This window comes from Nonomuraea sp. NPDC052116, from assembly GCF_040680035.1.
Taxonomy (GTDB): Bacteria; Actinomycetota; Actinomycetes; order Streptosporangiales; family Streptosporangiaceae; genus Nonomuraea; species Nonomuraea angiospora_A.
In genome coordinates, this window is record NZ_JBFAWA010000007.1 from 249,399 (window position 1) to 263,712 (window position 14,314).

A 14,314-nucleotide genomic window follows, 5' to 3' on the forward strand; every position below is an offset into this window, starting at 1 on the left:
TTTCCTGCCATCTGCCCACGTCCGCAACCGGAACGCCACAGCCGGACGGGGAATTACGATGGCTCGGATGTACATCGCATCTTTGGATAACGGGGCAGTCCCGGACATACACCCTGAAGCCTTCATAGCCCCTGGCGCCGTCGTGGTCGGCAGCGTGCGGGTGGGCCGGGCGTCCAGCATCTGGTACGGCTCCGTTCTCCGGGGGGACGACGAGCGGATCGAGATCGGCGAGGAGTGCAACGTACAGGATCTGAGCTGCTTGCACGCCGATCCCGGCGAGCCGGCGATCCTGGAGGATCGGGTCAGCCTGGGCCACAAGGCCATGGTCCACGGCGCCCATGTGGAGACCGGCGCGCTGATCGGCATCGGCGCGATCGTGCTGGGCGGCGCCCGCATCGGTGCGGGCACCCTGGTGGCCGCCGGTGCGCTCGTCGGACCGGGCAAGAAGATCCCGTCCGGCGTGCTGGTGGCCGGTGTTCCCGGAAAAATCGTACGCGAACTCACCGACGACGACCGGGCGTCCTTCGCCCGCACGCCGGACAACTACATGGCCAAGGCGCTCAGGCACCGGCAGGCGTCATCGCTTTGATCAGGACTTCGTCCGACACCGAGGCGGTGTTGAGCGCGTCCGCGTACTCGGGCAGCTCGGGGCGTAAAAAACGGACGAAGTCGACGGTCATCTTCAGATCGGGCACGCCCTTGACCTGCTTGGCGTTGGCCTTGGTCGCGTCCTTCTTGAGAAGGTTGTAGCTGTCCCAGTCGGTGTAGGCGGTGATGCCCCACTGGAGCACGTCGGGGAGGTTGGACGGCCAGCGCCGGCCGACCTTCCACTTGCCGCCGTCCTCCCGGTAGAGCGCGACGAAGACGCGGCCCACCCGGCCGAGCGCCAGGTCCACCCAGCCGCTCTTGACGGTCAGCTCCTGCGGTTTGGAGCTGCCGTCCTGGGTGTACTTCACCTCGACCTGGCCGCTCTGGTCGGCCGTGCCGGTGGTGACCGACACCCAGTTGGGCTTGGCGTACGAGCCGGGCTGACGGGCCATCAGGCCCCCGAGCGAGAACTTCCGCTTGGGCTGCCCGCCCTTCATGCCCTCGACCTTGACCCTGGCATACATGAGGACGTCGCCCGCCAGCTCCTGGTACACGTAGGGGCCGCGGAAGCCGTCGAACCACGTCGAGGTCCTGGGCTCCAGATACAGGGAGCCCTTCACGGTCTTGTTGATGTCGAGCTTGCCGATCCGGTCGACGTCCTTCTCCGTCTCGCTCAGCTTGGTCCACATGGACATGTCCGTCGCGTTCTGGAACTCCGTGGACGCCTCGCCCACCTCGCCGCCGGGCTCCGGCGCCGTGGCCTTGTCCAGCGCGAGCACGCCGGGCCCCGTCGGGGACGGCTGCGCCGTCGTGGTCGTACCGCATCCGGAGAGCGCACCGACCACCGCCAGCACCCCTGCAACCTTCGCCCTCATAACGGTCATTCTGCCGTGAAATGCCGATGGATGATTTGGGCGCTCCCAGTACGATGGCGCCCGTGCGACCCTGGGATGCGTTCACCTCCGCCGAGGCGGAGGTCCGAGCGATGGTCGCGGACCCGCGCTGGCAAGGGCTTTCCGTCCCCGATCGGGCCCACGTGCTGGCCGCCAGAATACTTGTGACCCCAGATGGCGACAGATGGCTCTTCGGGGTGCACGCGCGCTGGCATCTGCACGATCCGGCCGACGGCCGCTGGCGCCTCGCGCCGCCGCCGAGGGGCACCCGGGCGCGCCAGGTGCAGCATCCCGCGGCGGTGCTGCCGGAGGACGTGATCCCGTACGGGCCCGACTTCCACGCCGAGCCCGGCTCCACCCAGGCGTTCATCGGCCCGGACGTCTCCGAGGGCCTCACCGAGCGGCTCAGGGTGCTGCTGCGGTCCAGCGGGCTCAAGTCGGAGCTGGACTACCCGCTGACGGCGTTCGACGAGATCTTCGGCTCCGACGTGCCGAGCACGGTGGCGGCCGTCTGGGGCGCGATCATGTGGTGCGCGTACGCGCCCGCGTTCGACGGCAACGAGCGGCTGATCACGGTGTTCGGCGAATACCTGCGCCGCCCGCTGCCCGGCGACGAGTGGGTGCGCTGGCTGCCCGCGCCGCCGCTGCTCGACCTGGCCACGCTCGTCGCCGAGCGGCAGCGGGCCGGGCAGCCGCGGGCCGCGCTCAGGCTCGCCGCCACGATGGCGGACGCGGCCCAGATCCTGATGTCCGACACCCGCTTCAGGCCGCGGGCGCTCGCCCTGCTGACGATGGTCGAGCCCATGCTGCGCCGGCAGGGGCTCGACGACACCCACACCGACGCCGAGGCCCTGCGCGCGGCCTGGCTGGAGCGTTGCCCGCGGCGGCTGTGCCGGGCCCTGCTCGTCGAGAACGACCTGGAGGCGGACTTCTCGCACGCCGTCTACGACCTGGTCGAGGCGCTGGCGTTCATGCCCGACCCGCGCATGGCCGCCGCCACGTTCCTGGCCGACCTGTCGGACTCCAAGGGGCGGTTGCCGGCCCGGCTGGACCACCGGCTCAGGCGCGCGTACGAGGAGCTGGAGCGCGCCGGGCTGACCGGGACCTCAGCGAGCGAGTCGACCGAGCCGGACGGCTTCCCCGTGCCCGGTCAGGTGCTGACCAAGCCCGCGGCGGTGCTGGAGGTCTCGCCGCCGGACCGGGCGAGCACCGCGGCCGTGCTCGGGGCCGCGTACGCGACGGGACTGGCGTGGGGCCGGCTGACGGGGGCCAGGGTGCCGGAGCGGGGGCTGGCCGGGCAGACCGCGCTCGTGCACAGACTCGTCCACGAACGCGACGACAACCACACAGACCACACCTAAACCACAAATATCGTTATTTAACCCTTACTTCGCCTATATGGTTCTAACGCTCAGGTAACAGGCAATTCTCCGAATTGTGATCTCCGATTCGGGAAATGATCGTTCCCGGGCCCCGCAGTTCGGAAAGGAATGACTCCGATGGGCCATGTTGCCAGGAGGGTCTCCGCCGTAACCTCGTAGAGGGTGTGGGCTGCGGAAGGAAGGACGACGCGGTGGGGCACGATGACCTGGACTCTCGGGTCCACGACCGTGTCGCGTTGGACGAGATTGCGCTCTACGCCGAGGTGCTCACGGCCGTGGCTGTCAGCGAGCGGCGGCTGACCTTGGACGAACTCGACGACGCGCTCGGATTGCGGACTTCGGCGAGCCGCTGAAGGAACAACTCGATTACTAGCCCCGGAGACCTAGTTAGAAGGTTTCCGGGGTTTCTCATAACTAGTTAATCCCTCGGAACGTCCTCCTTCTGGAGGATGACCGCCGCGCCTATGAGCGGACGAGGCGCGCGATGGCCGCCGAGGCCTCCTTGACCTTCGCGTCGGCCTCCGGCCCGCCACTGTTGATCGCGTCCGCCACGCAGTGGGAGATGTGCTCCTCCAGCAGCCCCAGCGCCACCGCCTGGAGCGCCCGCGTGGCCGCGGAGACCTGAGTGAGCACGTCGATGCAGTAGGCGTCGTCATCGACCATGCGCTGCAGGCCCCTGATCTGACCCTCGATCCGCCTGAGACGCGTCAGATACGCCTGCTTGTCTCCGCTGTACCCATGCATGCTTCTAAGGTACCCGTAACCGGTTGGGGGTGCCCGGCTCGTTCAGCGGAGGTCGCCGATGAGCTTCTCCCACTGCTCGGCCACCTCACCGGCCGCGTGGCGCACCGCGGTGTCCAGGGCGCCCGCCGCGAGCGAGCGCCGCCTGCGCTCGTCGTCGATCAGCGCCAGCAGGGCCGCCGCGAACAGCTCCAGGCCGCCCTCGTTCTCCGGCACCAGCACCCCGTTGTAGCCCGTCGCCACGAACTCCCTCGGCCCCCTGGCCCCGTCGAAGGCCACCACGGGCACCCCGCAGCCCATGGCCTCCAGCACCGCCATGCCGAGGTCCTCGGTGAGCGAGGTGCTGGCCACGATCGACGCCTTGGCGAACTCGCCCGCCAGGTCGGGCGTCGTGCCCATGAAGTAGACGTGGTTGTGCAGGCTGAGCTCGCGGACCAGCGCGCGCAGGCGCCGCTCCTCCGGCCCGCCGCCGTACAGGCGCAGCCGCCAGTCGGGGCGCTTGTCCACCACGATCGCGAACGCCTTGATCAGCCGGTCGTACGCCTTGACCGGCACCCACCGGCCGCCGGCGGCCACGATCCGGTTGTCCATCCGCGAGCGCGGCCACGGCCCGTCGGGCAGCGCGTCCAGCAGAGAGGTCACAGGGGGCCCGTCGGTGAGGAGCTTGCTCCACTCCTCCTGGGCCGACTCCGTGGCCGTCACGACGGCGTTCAGGCGCGGATAGAACCGTTTCACCGGCCCGGGGACGGCCGGCCGACCCCACTCCCTGGCGATCTTCAGGGTCTCGCGCGGCGCGTGCCTCGCGGCCTGGACGCCGAGCCCCGGCCGGGTCGTGATCAGCACGTCGGACTTGAGGTTGCGCAGCAGCCGCCACAGCGCCACCTCCGCGCGGACCTGCCCGCGCGGGAACAGGTGCCGGACGCCCGGCCTGGCGTCGATCAGGCTGCGCATGGTCACGTTGGGCCCGACGGGGAAGAACGGCTTCTCCTTCTGCCGCCTGACGCTGACCACCTCGACGTCGTGCCGGTCGGACAGGGCGGTGGCGAGGTTCAGCATGGCGCGGACGTCGCCCCTCATCGCGTACGCGGAGGCGAGGACCAGGCTGACCTTCATCCACCCACCTCGATCCGCAGCTCGTCGTCGGCGGTGTAGCAGGGTCTGATGGGCACGCCGTCCACCGTGGCCGAGGGATAGTGCAGCCGGCGTCTCTTGCCGTCGACGTCGTCGAGCCGCGAGCCCAGCTTGAGCGGCGTGGACACACCCTCGACCTCCAGCGCGGGCTCCCAGGTGCCGGAGCTCGCCACGGCGTCGGGATCGGCGCCCACCACGTCCACGAGCGACACGGCGGCGTGGAAGCGCACGCCCTGCACGGTGGCGGTGGCCGAGAGCCGCGCGTTGGTCTGCCTGCGGTCCAGTCTCAGCACGGCCTCATGACGGGAGTCGTCGTCCTCGAGCCCGGTGTACGCCAGCAGGCCCATCACCTCGAAGCGCCCCTCCCTGAACCAGATCGAGCGGACCTCGGCCACCGGCTCGGCGTCGGAGATCTTCAGCGCCAGGAACCCGTTGCGCGTGCGGTACGAGCGGTAGGCGAGGGTCCGCCTGCACAGCGCGTACGCGTCGAGGTGGTCGAGCGAGAAGCCCGGATCGACGCTGCGCAGCCTGCTGCGCTTGCCGCCCACCCCCCGCAGGTAGGCATCCCAGCGCCCGGCGCTAAGCTCCAGCGGCGCGAGCGAGACCGCGACCGTGGCCTCGCGCGCCCGAGCGCCTGGCGTGCCGAGCCGCACGTCGCGTTCCACCCCCGTGGTGCGATGCCTGAGCACGAGTTCGGTGCCGTCTTCCAGTGGTGCGTCGATGGCGAGCCGGAGGGCGAGGACGTCGGCCAGAGTGACTTCGGCGTCCGTGACGACGACGCCCATCACGAGCCCCCTCCCCGTCGAATAGAGCCATGCGACGTTGAGGTTACCGTGATTTTCCCGTTATGTGGATGCTGGATTTCTTGCACATGACCCGCTGACGTGCGGAACTCCTCCACAGAAGCTGTGAAGGAGTCCGACAATTCTCGGTCAGGAAGCGCCCTTGACCGATTTGATCAACAGCTGGGCGACGTCCACGACTTCGAGCGATTCCTTGGCCTCGCCGTTGTTCTTCTTCTCGTTGATCGCGTCGCCGAGCATGACCATGCAGAACGGGCAGGCGGTGGAGACGGTGTCGGGATCGGTGGTCAGCGCCTCGTCCACGCGTTCGGTGTTGATGCGCTTGCCGATGCGCTCCTCCATCCACATGCGCGCGCCGCCGGCGCCGCAGCAGAACCCGCGGTCCTTGTGGCGGTGCATCTCCTGAGTCTGCACGCCCGGCACCTTGGACATGATGTCGCGGGGCTGGGAGTAAACCTTGTTGTGGCGGCCCAGGAAGCACGGGTCGTGGTAGGTGATCTTCTCCTCGATCGGGGTGATCGGGGTGAGCAGGCCCTCGTCCACGAGCTTCGACAGCAGCTGCGTGTGGTGCACGACCTCGTACGTGCCGCCGAGCTGCGGATATTCGTTGGCCAGGGTGTTGAAGCAGTGGGGGCAGGTGGCGACGATCTTCTTGACGCCGGCCTCGTTGAGGGTCTCGATGTTCTGCTGGGCGAGCATGTTGAACAGGTACTCCATGCCCAGGCGGCGGGCCGGGTCGCCGGTGCACGCCTCCATCGGGCCGAGCACCGCGAACTTCACGCCCGCGATGTGCAGCAGCTCCGCCACGGCCTTGGTGGTCTTCTTGGCCCGGTCCTCGAGCGCGCCCGCGCAGCCCACCCAGAACAGGTATTCGGCGTCCTCGGGCATCTTGTCCTCGACGAGCTCGACCTCGAAGTCCAGCTCCTCGATCCAGTCGGCCCGCTTCATCTCGGACATGCCCCAGGGGTTGCCCTTGTTCTCCAGGTTCTTCACCATCACCCCCGCCTCGGACGGGAACGACGACTCCACCATGACCTGGTAGCGGCGCATGTCGAGGATGTGGTCGATGTGCTCGATGTCCACCGGGCACTGCTCGACGCAGGCGCCGCAGTTGGTGCACGACCAGAGCACGTCGGGGTGGATCACGCCGTCCTCGCCGACCAGCGGCTTGTCCAGCAGCGCGAGCACGTCGGTGTCCTTGTGCTCGACGCCCTGCTGGGCGGCCAGCAGGTACGGGGCCACCTTGAAGGCGTGGTCACGCTGGTCGAGGATGAGCATCTTCGGCGACAGCGGCTTGTCGGTGTTCCACGCCGGGCACTGCGACTGGCAGCGGCCGCACTCCGTACAGGAGTAGAAGTCCAGGAAGCCCTTCCACGTGGTGTCGGCGATCTTGCCGCGGCCGAGCTTCTCCGGGTCGAGGTCCTCGTCCTCGAAGTCGACGACCTTGCCGGCCACCCGCATCTCCGGCGCGCCGCCCAGGCCGTCGGGACGGCGCGAGAAGAGCACGTTGAGGGGGGCGGTGAAGATGTGCAGGTGCTTGGAGTTCACCACGATGACCAGGAACACCAGCATGAAGCCGATGTGCAGCAGCAGCGCGATCTCCTCCAGCAGCGCGCTGTCCGGCAGCACGTCGCCGAGCGCGAGCGAGACGAACGCGCCGGAGGAGTAGGGGAAGTTGCCGTTGGCCGCCGACGCGCCCCTGGCCAGGAACAGCGTCCAGATGATGTTGAAGATCATGAACAGGACGAGCCACGCGCCGCCGAGGTGGGAGCCGGAGAAACGGGAGCGGCGGCCGAGCTTGTCGGGCGAGTTCTTGAGCCGGATGACCGCGAAGGCGACCAGGCCGAGCACGCAGGCGACCGCGATGAAGTCCTGCAGGAAGCCGAGCACGGCCCAGGTGCCGATCAGCGGGATGTGGAAGTCGGGCGTGCCGGTGATCGCGCCCTGGATGATCGCGCCGTACGCCTCGATGTAGACGGTCAGCAGGATGAAGAACGCCCACATGACGAAGAAGTGCGCGACGCCGGACGGTGTCCACTTCAGCAGCTTCTTCTGCCCGAACACCTCGACGAGCTGCGCCTTCGCCTCATCGGCCGCATGAGACTTGGCGTAGTCGATCCGCTCGGGCGCGGGCGGCCCCACGGTCGCCAGCTTGAACAGGAACAACGCCCTGCGGCCGGCGACGGCCACCGCGAGGACGGTCATCACGAGCCCGATGATGGCTACCCAGAGCACAGGGTCCTCCCACAGACGACGTTGGCTGTCAGCGTACGGTCACCCGTCGCTCAGACCGCTACCCGTATCCTACCCGCGAGTAACATTTCCGGCGTACGCGACATACCCTATGGTCATCGACTTGGGCAGAACAATGCTCTAGCCGGTGAAGTACCTCTGGAGGGTCGGCGCGAGCACCTCCACGAGCTCTTCGTGACCGGCGCTCGCCAGCGGCTCCAGCCTGATCACGTAACGGGCCATGACGATGCCGAACATCTGCGCGAACGCCGCCTCGATCCGCAGGTGCGGCACCTCCATCCGGTCGGCCACCTGGAAGAGCAGCGCGTTCGTGAAGAACTCGCGGACCATCGTGACGGCCTGCTCGTTGGTCATGGCCGAGCGGATCAGCGCCAGCATCGGCTCGCGCGTCTCCGGGGAGGCGGTGACCTGCAGGATCATGCGTACGAGCCGCTCGCCGACCTCCTCGCGCGGGCCCTCGACCAGCACCTTGACGATGGTCTCGGGAGAGAACGGCAGCCGCATGGCCGCCGCGAACATGCCCTCCTTCGTCTCGAAGTAGTGGTGCACGAGGGCGGGGTCGACGTTGGCCTCGCGGGCGATGCCGCGCACGGTCGCCTTGTCGAACCCCTTCTCCGCGAACACCTTCCTGGCCGCGGCAAGGATCTCCCCTCGCGTATCAGCCGACCCCGGCCGACGCCCCGGCCTTTTTTTGTCGACCGTCACCTACCCACCGCCAGGTACACCCGCATGGGGACGGAGAGCACGCCTTCGGGGAACTCCCTGCGCAGCTCGCCGCGCTGCCGCTCCACCAGTTCGTCGGCGGCCTCCGGCGGCAGGGCCGCCATGTAGGAGTGGGAGCGCAGGTCGAGCAGGAAGTCCTCGATGCCGACCAGCCGGGTCCAGGGGATCCAGCGCTCCTCGACCACCTCGAAGGCCGCGGCGATGGGCGGCGCCGACCACTGCTCGACCGCCGGCCCGTAGTAGGTCGGCACCGCCTCCGCCAGGCGGGCCTCGTAGGCGGCCAGCCATTCGGCCTGGGCCGCGTGGTTGAAGTTCCAGCAGCCCACGATGGCCCCCTCGGACCGCAGCACCCGCCGGGCCTCGGCGATCGACGCCACGGGGTCGAGCCAGTGCCACGACTGCGCGTACGTCACCAGGTCTGCCACGCCGTCGGCCAGCGGCAGCGCGTTGCCGTCGGCCAGCACGGCCGCGACGGAGGGCGTCCCGCTCTCCGACCGGGAGACCAGGCGGGCCAGCATCTCCGCGCCCGGGTCGACCGCGATGACGTGGGAGCCGCGCGCCCTGAGCGCGCGCGTCATGATGCCGGTGCCCGCGCCGACGTCCACCGTGGTGGCGCCGTCGAGGTCGACGCCGGTCACCTCGGTCAGGGCGCGGTACATCTCGTCGGGATAGTGCGGCCGGCCCGCGTCGTACGCGTCGGCCACCCGCTCGAACATCCTGCCCAGACCCCTGATCGGCCCTATGTTCATGAGGTCGCCGCCAGGTGCAGCCGGGCGAACGCCAGCGCCTCCGCCAGGTCGTCGATCCGCTCGGTGCGGCTGGCCGCCTTGCGGGTGTTGATCTCCAGCACCACCAGCCCCGAATAGCCGGTGTTGGCCAGGCGCTCCAGCATCGGGGCGCACGGCTGGTTGCCCCTGCCGGGCACGAGGTGCTCGTCCTTGTTGGTCACCCCGAGGCCGTCGGCCAGGTGGAGGTGGGCCAGCCGGTCGCCGAGCTTGACGGCCATCTCCATGGCGTCGGAGCCGGACACGGCCGTGTGCGACAGGTCGAGCGTGACCTGCGGGAAGTCGTAGTCGATCGGATTCCAGTCGGGCGAGTAGGGCACCACGTCGTTGCCCCTGGCCTTCAGGGGGAACATGTTCTCGACGGCGAACGCGACGTCGGTCTCGTCACGCATCCTGGCCAGCCCCGTCTCGAACTCGCGGGCGTACTCCCGCTGCCAGCGGAACGGCGGGTGGACCACGACCGTCGCGGCGCCCAGCCGTTCGGCGGCCTTCTGCGCCTTGACCAGCTTGGCCCAGGGGTCGCGGCCCCAGACACGCTGGGTGACCAGCAGACAGGGTGCGTGGATGGCCAGGACGGGGATCTTGTAGTGGTCGGACAGCCGCTCGATCACGTCGATGTCCTGACTCACGGGGTCTGCGCCCACCATGATCTCGACACCGTCGTAACCCAGGCGCGCGGCCAGCTCGAACGCGTCGGGAGTGCGTTCCGGATATACCGAAGCAGTGGACAATGCGATCTTCGCATTGGGCACGCGGATGACATCAGCCACGCTGCCAGCCTAAGCCGGTGGAGCCGATCTGGCGCGAAAGCCCCTTTGGTGAGCCGCGCCCGGCGGCTGGCTTAACTTTGGGGCATGCCACGGATAGCGAAAGGTGCGATCCCCAGCCCGAACATCTGGAACACGCCCCAGATCTACGAGCTGGAGAACCGCGCCGTCGACCCCGAGGGCGTGGCCGACGCGGCGATGCGCGCCCTGCGCCCCTGGAACGGCGGCACCGTGCTCGACATCGGCTGCGGCACCGGGTTCCACCTGCCCACGCTCGCGTCCGAGGCCGCGCGGGTGGTCGGCGTGGAGCCGCACGGCGACCTGGCCGCGGTCGCCGTACGCCGCTGCGCCGAGCTGGCCAACGTGGCCGTCCACGCCGCCACGGCCCAGAACCTGCCGCTGCCCGACGCGAGCGTGGACGTGGCCATCGCGCGCTGGGCGTACTTCTTCGGCCCCGGCTGCGAGCCGGGGCTGCGCGAGCTGACCCGGGTGGTACGCCGCGGCGGCGCGGCCTTCGTCCTCGACCTCGACGCCACGCGGGGGGCGTTCGGCCGCTGGTTCTCGCGTACGGTGCCGACGTACTCCGTCCGGGAGGTCGAGTCGTTCTGGGACCGCCAGGGCTGGCAGCGGCGGCCTCTGGACCTCAGGATGGCCTTCGAGCGGCGGGCGGACCTGGAGGCGGTGCTGCGCATCGAGTTCACGCCGGAGGTGGCCGAACAGGCCATCGCCGAGACGCCCGGCCTGGAGCTCCCCTACCCGAACGTGCTGCGCTGGCGCTACTACTGAGCTCACGGCCACCGCACTCCCTCGCGGCTTGACATTGACGTCGGTGTCAACGTTTACCGTGAAGGCATGCGCATCGGAGAGCTGGCGGAACGTACGGGGGTGAGCACCCGCTCACTTCGCTATTACGAGCAGCACGGCCTGCTCAGAGCCCGTCGCGGGTCCAACGGCTACCGTGACTACAGCGAGGACGACGTCAGGCTGGTGTCCGAGATCCGGGCTCTGCTCAGCATCGGGTTCACGCTGGAGGACACCCGGCCGTTCATCGACTGCCTGCGCCGGGGGCACAGCTCGGGAGGCTCGTGCGCGGAGTCGGTCGAGGTCTACGAGCGCAAGCTCAACGAGATCGACGAGGAGATCCGCGTCCTGCTCGCCCGCCGTGCCGAGGTCGCCGCCCAGCTCGCGCAATCGTGCCCAGGTTGCTTCGTAAGGGGATAGACATGATCACGTTGACCACCGAGAACTTCGAGGAGCAGGTGCTCAAGAGCGACAAGCCGGTGCTGGTCGACTTCTGGGCGGAGTGGTGCGGGCCGTGCCGCATGGTGGCGCCGGTGCTGGACCAGATCGAGGCGGAGCACGGGCTGACCATCGGCAAGCTCAACACCGACGAAAACCCGGAGATCATGGCCCGTTACGGCGTGATGGGCCTCCCGACGATGCTGCTGTTCGAGAACGGCGAGCCGGTCAAGCAGATCGTCGGGGCCAAGCCCAAGCGCATGCTGGTCTCCGAGCTGGGCCTGGCGTAACACGGGGCTCCGCCTCTTACCTGTCGAAGATTGTCGGCACGTCCCGCTAGCCTGCTCGACATGGCCAAGACTGCCCAGAAGCCCGGATACCGCTGCGCCGAGTGCGGATGGCGCACCACCAAGTGGGTGGGCAGGTGCGGTGAGTGCCAGGCGTGGGGCACGGTCGAGGAGGAGGGCGCGCGGGCCGGCGCCAATGTCGTCCAGGCGGGCGCCACCACCGCGCCCGCGGTGCCGATCGGGCAGGTCAAGGCCGAGATCGCGGCCGCGCGCACGACCGGCGTGGGCGAGCTCGACCGGGTGCTCGGCGGCGGCCTGGTGCCGGGTGCGGTGGTGCTGCTCGCGGGCGAGCCGGGCATCGGCAAGTCCACGCTCCTGCTCGAGGCCGCGGCCCGCATGGCCGAGCGCGAGAAGGTCCTCTACGTGACGGGCGAGGAGTCGGCGGCCCAGGTGCGGCTGCGGGCCGACCGCATCGGCGCGATCCGCGACCACCTCTACCTCGCGGCCGAGACCGAGCTGTCGGCCCTGATCACCCACGTGGAGAAGGTCGAGCCCACGCTGCTGGTGGTCGACTCGGTGCAGACGATCGGCTCGGCGCAGGCCACCGGCGTGCCCGGCGGGGTGACGCAGGTGCGCGAGGTGGCCGCAAACCTGGTCCGCCTGGCCAAGGAGCGCAACATGGCCACCGTGCTGGTCGGCCACGTCACCAAGGACGGCTCGATCGCGGGCCCGCGCACGCTGGAGCACCTGGTCGACGTCGTGCTCAACTTCGAGGGCGACCGCCACTCCAGGCTGCGCATGGTGCGCGCGATCAAAAACCGCTTCGGGCCGACCGACGAGGTCGGCTGCTTCGACCTGCACGAGCGCGGCATCGAGGGCATCACCGACCCGAGCGGCCTGTTCGTCTCGCGGCGCAGCGAGCCGGTGCCCGGCACCTGCGTCACCGTCACGGTCGAGGGCACCCGCCCGCTTCCCGCCGAGGTCCAGGCCCTGGTCGCCCGCACCGAGGCGCAGCAGCCCAGGCGCACGTCGTCGGGGCTCGACACCTACCGCGTGCAGATGATCCTCGCGGTGCTGGAGCGCCGGCTCAACGCCCGGCTCGGCGGCTGCGACGTGTTCACCGCGACCGTGGGCGGCATCAAGCTGGCCGACCCGGCCGTCGACCTGTCGGTCATGCTCGCCGTCGCCAGCGCCGCCGGCGACAAACCGCTGCCGCCGGGCCTGGTCGCGCTCGGCGAGGTGGGTCTGGCCGGGGAGCTGCGCCCGGTCAAGGACGTACGCAGGAGGCTGACGGAGGCGGCCAGGCTCGGTTTCAAGCGGGCCCTCGTGCCGACCGGATCGCTCGAAGAAGCCGGCCGCAAGCGTAACGGACAGCGTGCTCTGGTGCCGGTGGGGCCGGTGGCGTTCGCGCCGGGGTTCGAGGTGGTGCAGGCGGAGAACGTCTGGGACGCCCTCACGCACGTGACCTAGCGCGGCTAAGCTGAGCGTGACCGATCGACACGGGGGTCAGGTGGATAGGAGTCTGGACGACCGCCGTCGCGAGGCCTTGGCCGCGGTGGCCCCGGGCACACCTCTGCGCGACGGCCTGGAGCGGATCCTGCGCGGGCAGACCGGCGGGCTGATCGTGCTCGGCTACAACAGGGTCGTCGAGGAGCTGTGCAGCGGCGGTTTCGAGCTCGACGTCGACTTCTCCGCCACCAGGCTGCGCGAGCTGGCCAAGATGGACGGCGCCATCGTGCTGAGCGGCGACCACAAGATCGTACGCGCCGCCGTGCACCTGGTGCCCGACCCGTCCATCCCCACCGACGAGTCCGGCACCCGCCACCGCACCGCCCAGCGCGTGGCCCGGCAGACCGGCCTGCCCATCATCGCCATCAGCAAGTCGATGCGCATCATCGCCCTCTACCTCGACGGCATCCGCTACGTCCTGGAGGAGTCGGCGGCCATCCTCTCCAAGGCCAACCAGGCCCTGGCCACCCTGGAGCGCTACAAGCACCGCCTCGACGAGGTCTCCGGCACCCTGTCGGCGCTGGAGATCGAGGACCTGGTCACGGTCAGAGACGTGTCCGCGGTGGCCCAGCGGCTGGAGATGGTCCGCCGGATCTCCGACGAGATCAAGGGCTACGTGGTGGAGCTGGGCACGGACGGCCGCCTGCTGTCCCTCCAGCTGGACGAGCTGGTGGCCGGGGTCGACTCGGAGCGGGAGCTGGTCATCCGCGACTACCTCCCCGCCCCCTCGGGCCGCCGCCAGCGCCGCCTGGTCGAGGCGATGCACGACCTGGACAAGCTGTCGGGCAGCGAGCTGCTCGACCTCTCGGCCGTGGCCCACGTCCTGGGCCACACCGGCGCCGACAAGCTGGAGAGCCCGGTCAGCCCCCGCGGCTTCCGCCTCCTGGCCAAGGTCCCCCGCCTCCCGGCCACGGTGGTCGACCGCCTGGTCAACCATTTCGGCGGCCTGCAGAAGCTGCTGGCGGCGAGCATCGACGACCTGCAGGCGGTGGGCGGGGTCGGGGAGTCCCGCGCCCGCAGCGTCCGAGAGGGCCTCTCCCGCCTGGCCGAGTCCTCCATCCTGGAGCGCTACGTCTGAAAGCATCGTCTTCGCCGTAGGGGGCGCTACGCGCCAACCCGGCTGCTCAGGCAGTGCCTCACAGGGGCTCCGCCCCTTCGACCCCTTGAAAACCCCGCTCGCCAGCACCCGCCCGTTACCCGCTGGGCCTGCTGG

General features: G+C 69.6%; 15 protein-coding genes. 7 read left to right on the forward strand and 8 right to left on the reverse strand.

The features are described 5' to 3' along the window. The first annotated feature begins 67 nt into the window (after positions 1–67). Positions 68–589, forward strand: coding sequence for a gamma carbonic anhydrase family protein (locus tag AB0L65_RS15925; RefSeq protein WP_185069301.1), 522 nt, complete (start codon positions 68–70; stop codon positions 587–589). Here AB0L65_RS15925 and AB0L65_RS15930 read toward each other — a convergent pair. Further along, positions 561–1,463: a hypothetical protein gene (locus AB0L65_RS15930; RefSeq protein ID WP_364245404.1), complete on the reverse strand. Its 903-nt coding sequence runs from the start codon at positions 1,461–1,463 to the stop codon at positions 561–563. The genes AB0L65_RS15925 and AB0L65_RS15930 overlap by 29 nt on opposite strands. A gap of 53 nt (positions 1,464–1,516) precedes the next feature. On the opposite strand from AB0L65_RS15930, the gene AB0L65_RS15935 reads away from it, so the two are divergent. After that, the gene (locus AB0L65_RS15935) at positions 1,517–2,842 is read left to right on the forward strand and encodes a hypothetical protein (RefSeq protein WP_364245407.1); all 1,326 of its coding nucleotides are present in this window, start codon (positions 1,517–1,519) and stop codon (positions 2,840–2,842) included. Positions 2,843–3,325: 483 nt separating this feature from the next. Here the strand turns inward: AB0L65_RS15935 and AB0L65_RS15940 are convergent, their stop codons facing one another. The 7 genes from AB0L65_RS15940 to AB0L65_RS15970 form a co-directional block, all read right to left on the reverse strand. Next, complete coding sequence (locus AB0L65_RS15940) at positions 3,326–3,607, reverse strand: metal-sensitive transcriptional regulator (protein WP_138670633.1); 282 nt, start codon at positions 3,605–3,607, stop codon at positions 3,326–3,328. 42 nt (positions 3,608–3,649) lie between these two features. After that, positions 3,650–4,717, reverse strand: coding sequence for a glycosyltransferase (locus tag AB0L65_RS15945; protein ID WP_364245410.1), 1,068 nt, complete (start codon positions 4,715–4,717; stop codon positions 3,650–3,652). Then, the gene (locus AB0L65_RS15950) at positions 4,714–5,520 is read right to left on the reverse strand and encodes a hypothetical protein (RefSeq protein ID WP_355194065.1); all 807 of its coding nucleotides are present in this window, start codon (positions 5,518–5,520) and stop codon (positions 4,714–4,716) included. Before AB0L65_RS15950 ends, AB0L65_RS15945 begins: the two co-directional genes overlap by 4 nt. Before the next feature lie 147 nt (positions 5,521–5,667). After that, positions 5,668–7,773, reverse strand: coding sequence for a (Fe-S)-binding protein (locus AB0L65_RS15955; protein WP_364245412.1), 2,106 nt, complete (start codon positions 7,771–7,773; stop codon positions 5,668–5,670). 138 nt (positions 7,774–7,911) lie between these two features. Further along, positions 7,912–8,496 (reverse strand): TetR family transcriptional regulator, encoded by a 585-nt coding sequence (locus AB0L65_RS15960; RefSeq protein ID WP_364245414.1) that lies wholly within the window; start codon positions 8,494–8,496, stop codon positions 7,912–7,914. Further along, entirely contained in the window at positions 8,493–9,263 is a 771-nt protein-coding gene (locus tag AB0L65_RS15965) for a class I SAM-dependent methyltransferase (protein ID WP_364245417.1), read from the reverse strand. The genes AB0L65_RS15960 and AB0L65_RS15965 overlap by 4 nt, the downstream gene beginning before the upstream one ends. Continuing rightward, positions 9,260–10,069 carry a sugar phosphate isomerase/epimerase gene (locus tag AB0L65_RS15970; protein ID WP_364245419.1) on the reverse strand — a complete coding sequence of 270 codons (810 nt, stop codon included), beginning with the start codon at positions 10,067–10,069 and terminating at the stop codon, positions 9,260–9,262. The genes AB0L65_RS15965 and AB0L65_RS15970 overlap by 4 nt, the downstream gene beginning before the upstream one ends. Before the next feature lie 84 nt (positions 10,070–10,153). Here AB0L65_RS15970 and AB0L65_RS15975 point away from each other — a divergent pair, with 84 nt between their 5' ends. The 5 genes from AB0L65_RS15975 (at position 10,154) to disA (ending at position 14,179) form a co-directional block, all read left to right on the forward strand. Next, on the forward strand, positions 10,154–10,852 hold the full coding sequence (locus tag AB0L65_RS15975) for a class I SAM-dependent methyltransferase (protein ID WP_364245421.1): 699 nt from the start codon (positions 10,154–10,156) through the stop codon (positions 10,850–10,852). A gap of 66 nt (positions 10,853–10,918) precedes the next feature. Further along, positions 10,919–11,287, forward strand: coding sequence for a MerR family transcriptional regulator (locus tag AB0L65_RS15980; protein ID WP_350723717.1), 369 nt, complete (start codon positions 10,919–10,921; stop codon positions 11,285–11,287). A gap of 2 nt (positions 11,288–11,289) precedes the next feature. Continuing rightward, positions 11,290–11,595, forward strand: a complete 306-nt coding sequence (trxA, locus tag AB0L65_RS15985) for a thioredoxin (RefSeq protein WP_350723718.1) — start codon at positions 11,290–11,292, stop codon at positions 11,593–11,595. 60 nt (positions 11,596–11,655) lie between these two features. Continuing rightward, entirely contained in the window at positions 11,656–13,062 is a 1,407-nt protein-coding gene (gene radA / locus AB0L65_RS15990) for a DNA repair protein RadA (protein WP_364245424.1), read from the forward strand. A 40-nt stretch (positions 13,063–13,102) separates the two neighbouring features. Further along, complete coding sequence (gene disA / locus AB0L65_RS15995; protein WP_364245427.1) at positions 13,103–14,179, forward strand: DNA integrity scanning diadenylate cyclase DisA; 1,077 nt, start codon at positions 13,103–13,105, stop codon at positions 14,177–14,179. Positions 14,180–14,314 lie beyond the last annotated feature (135 nt).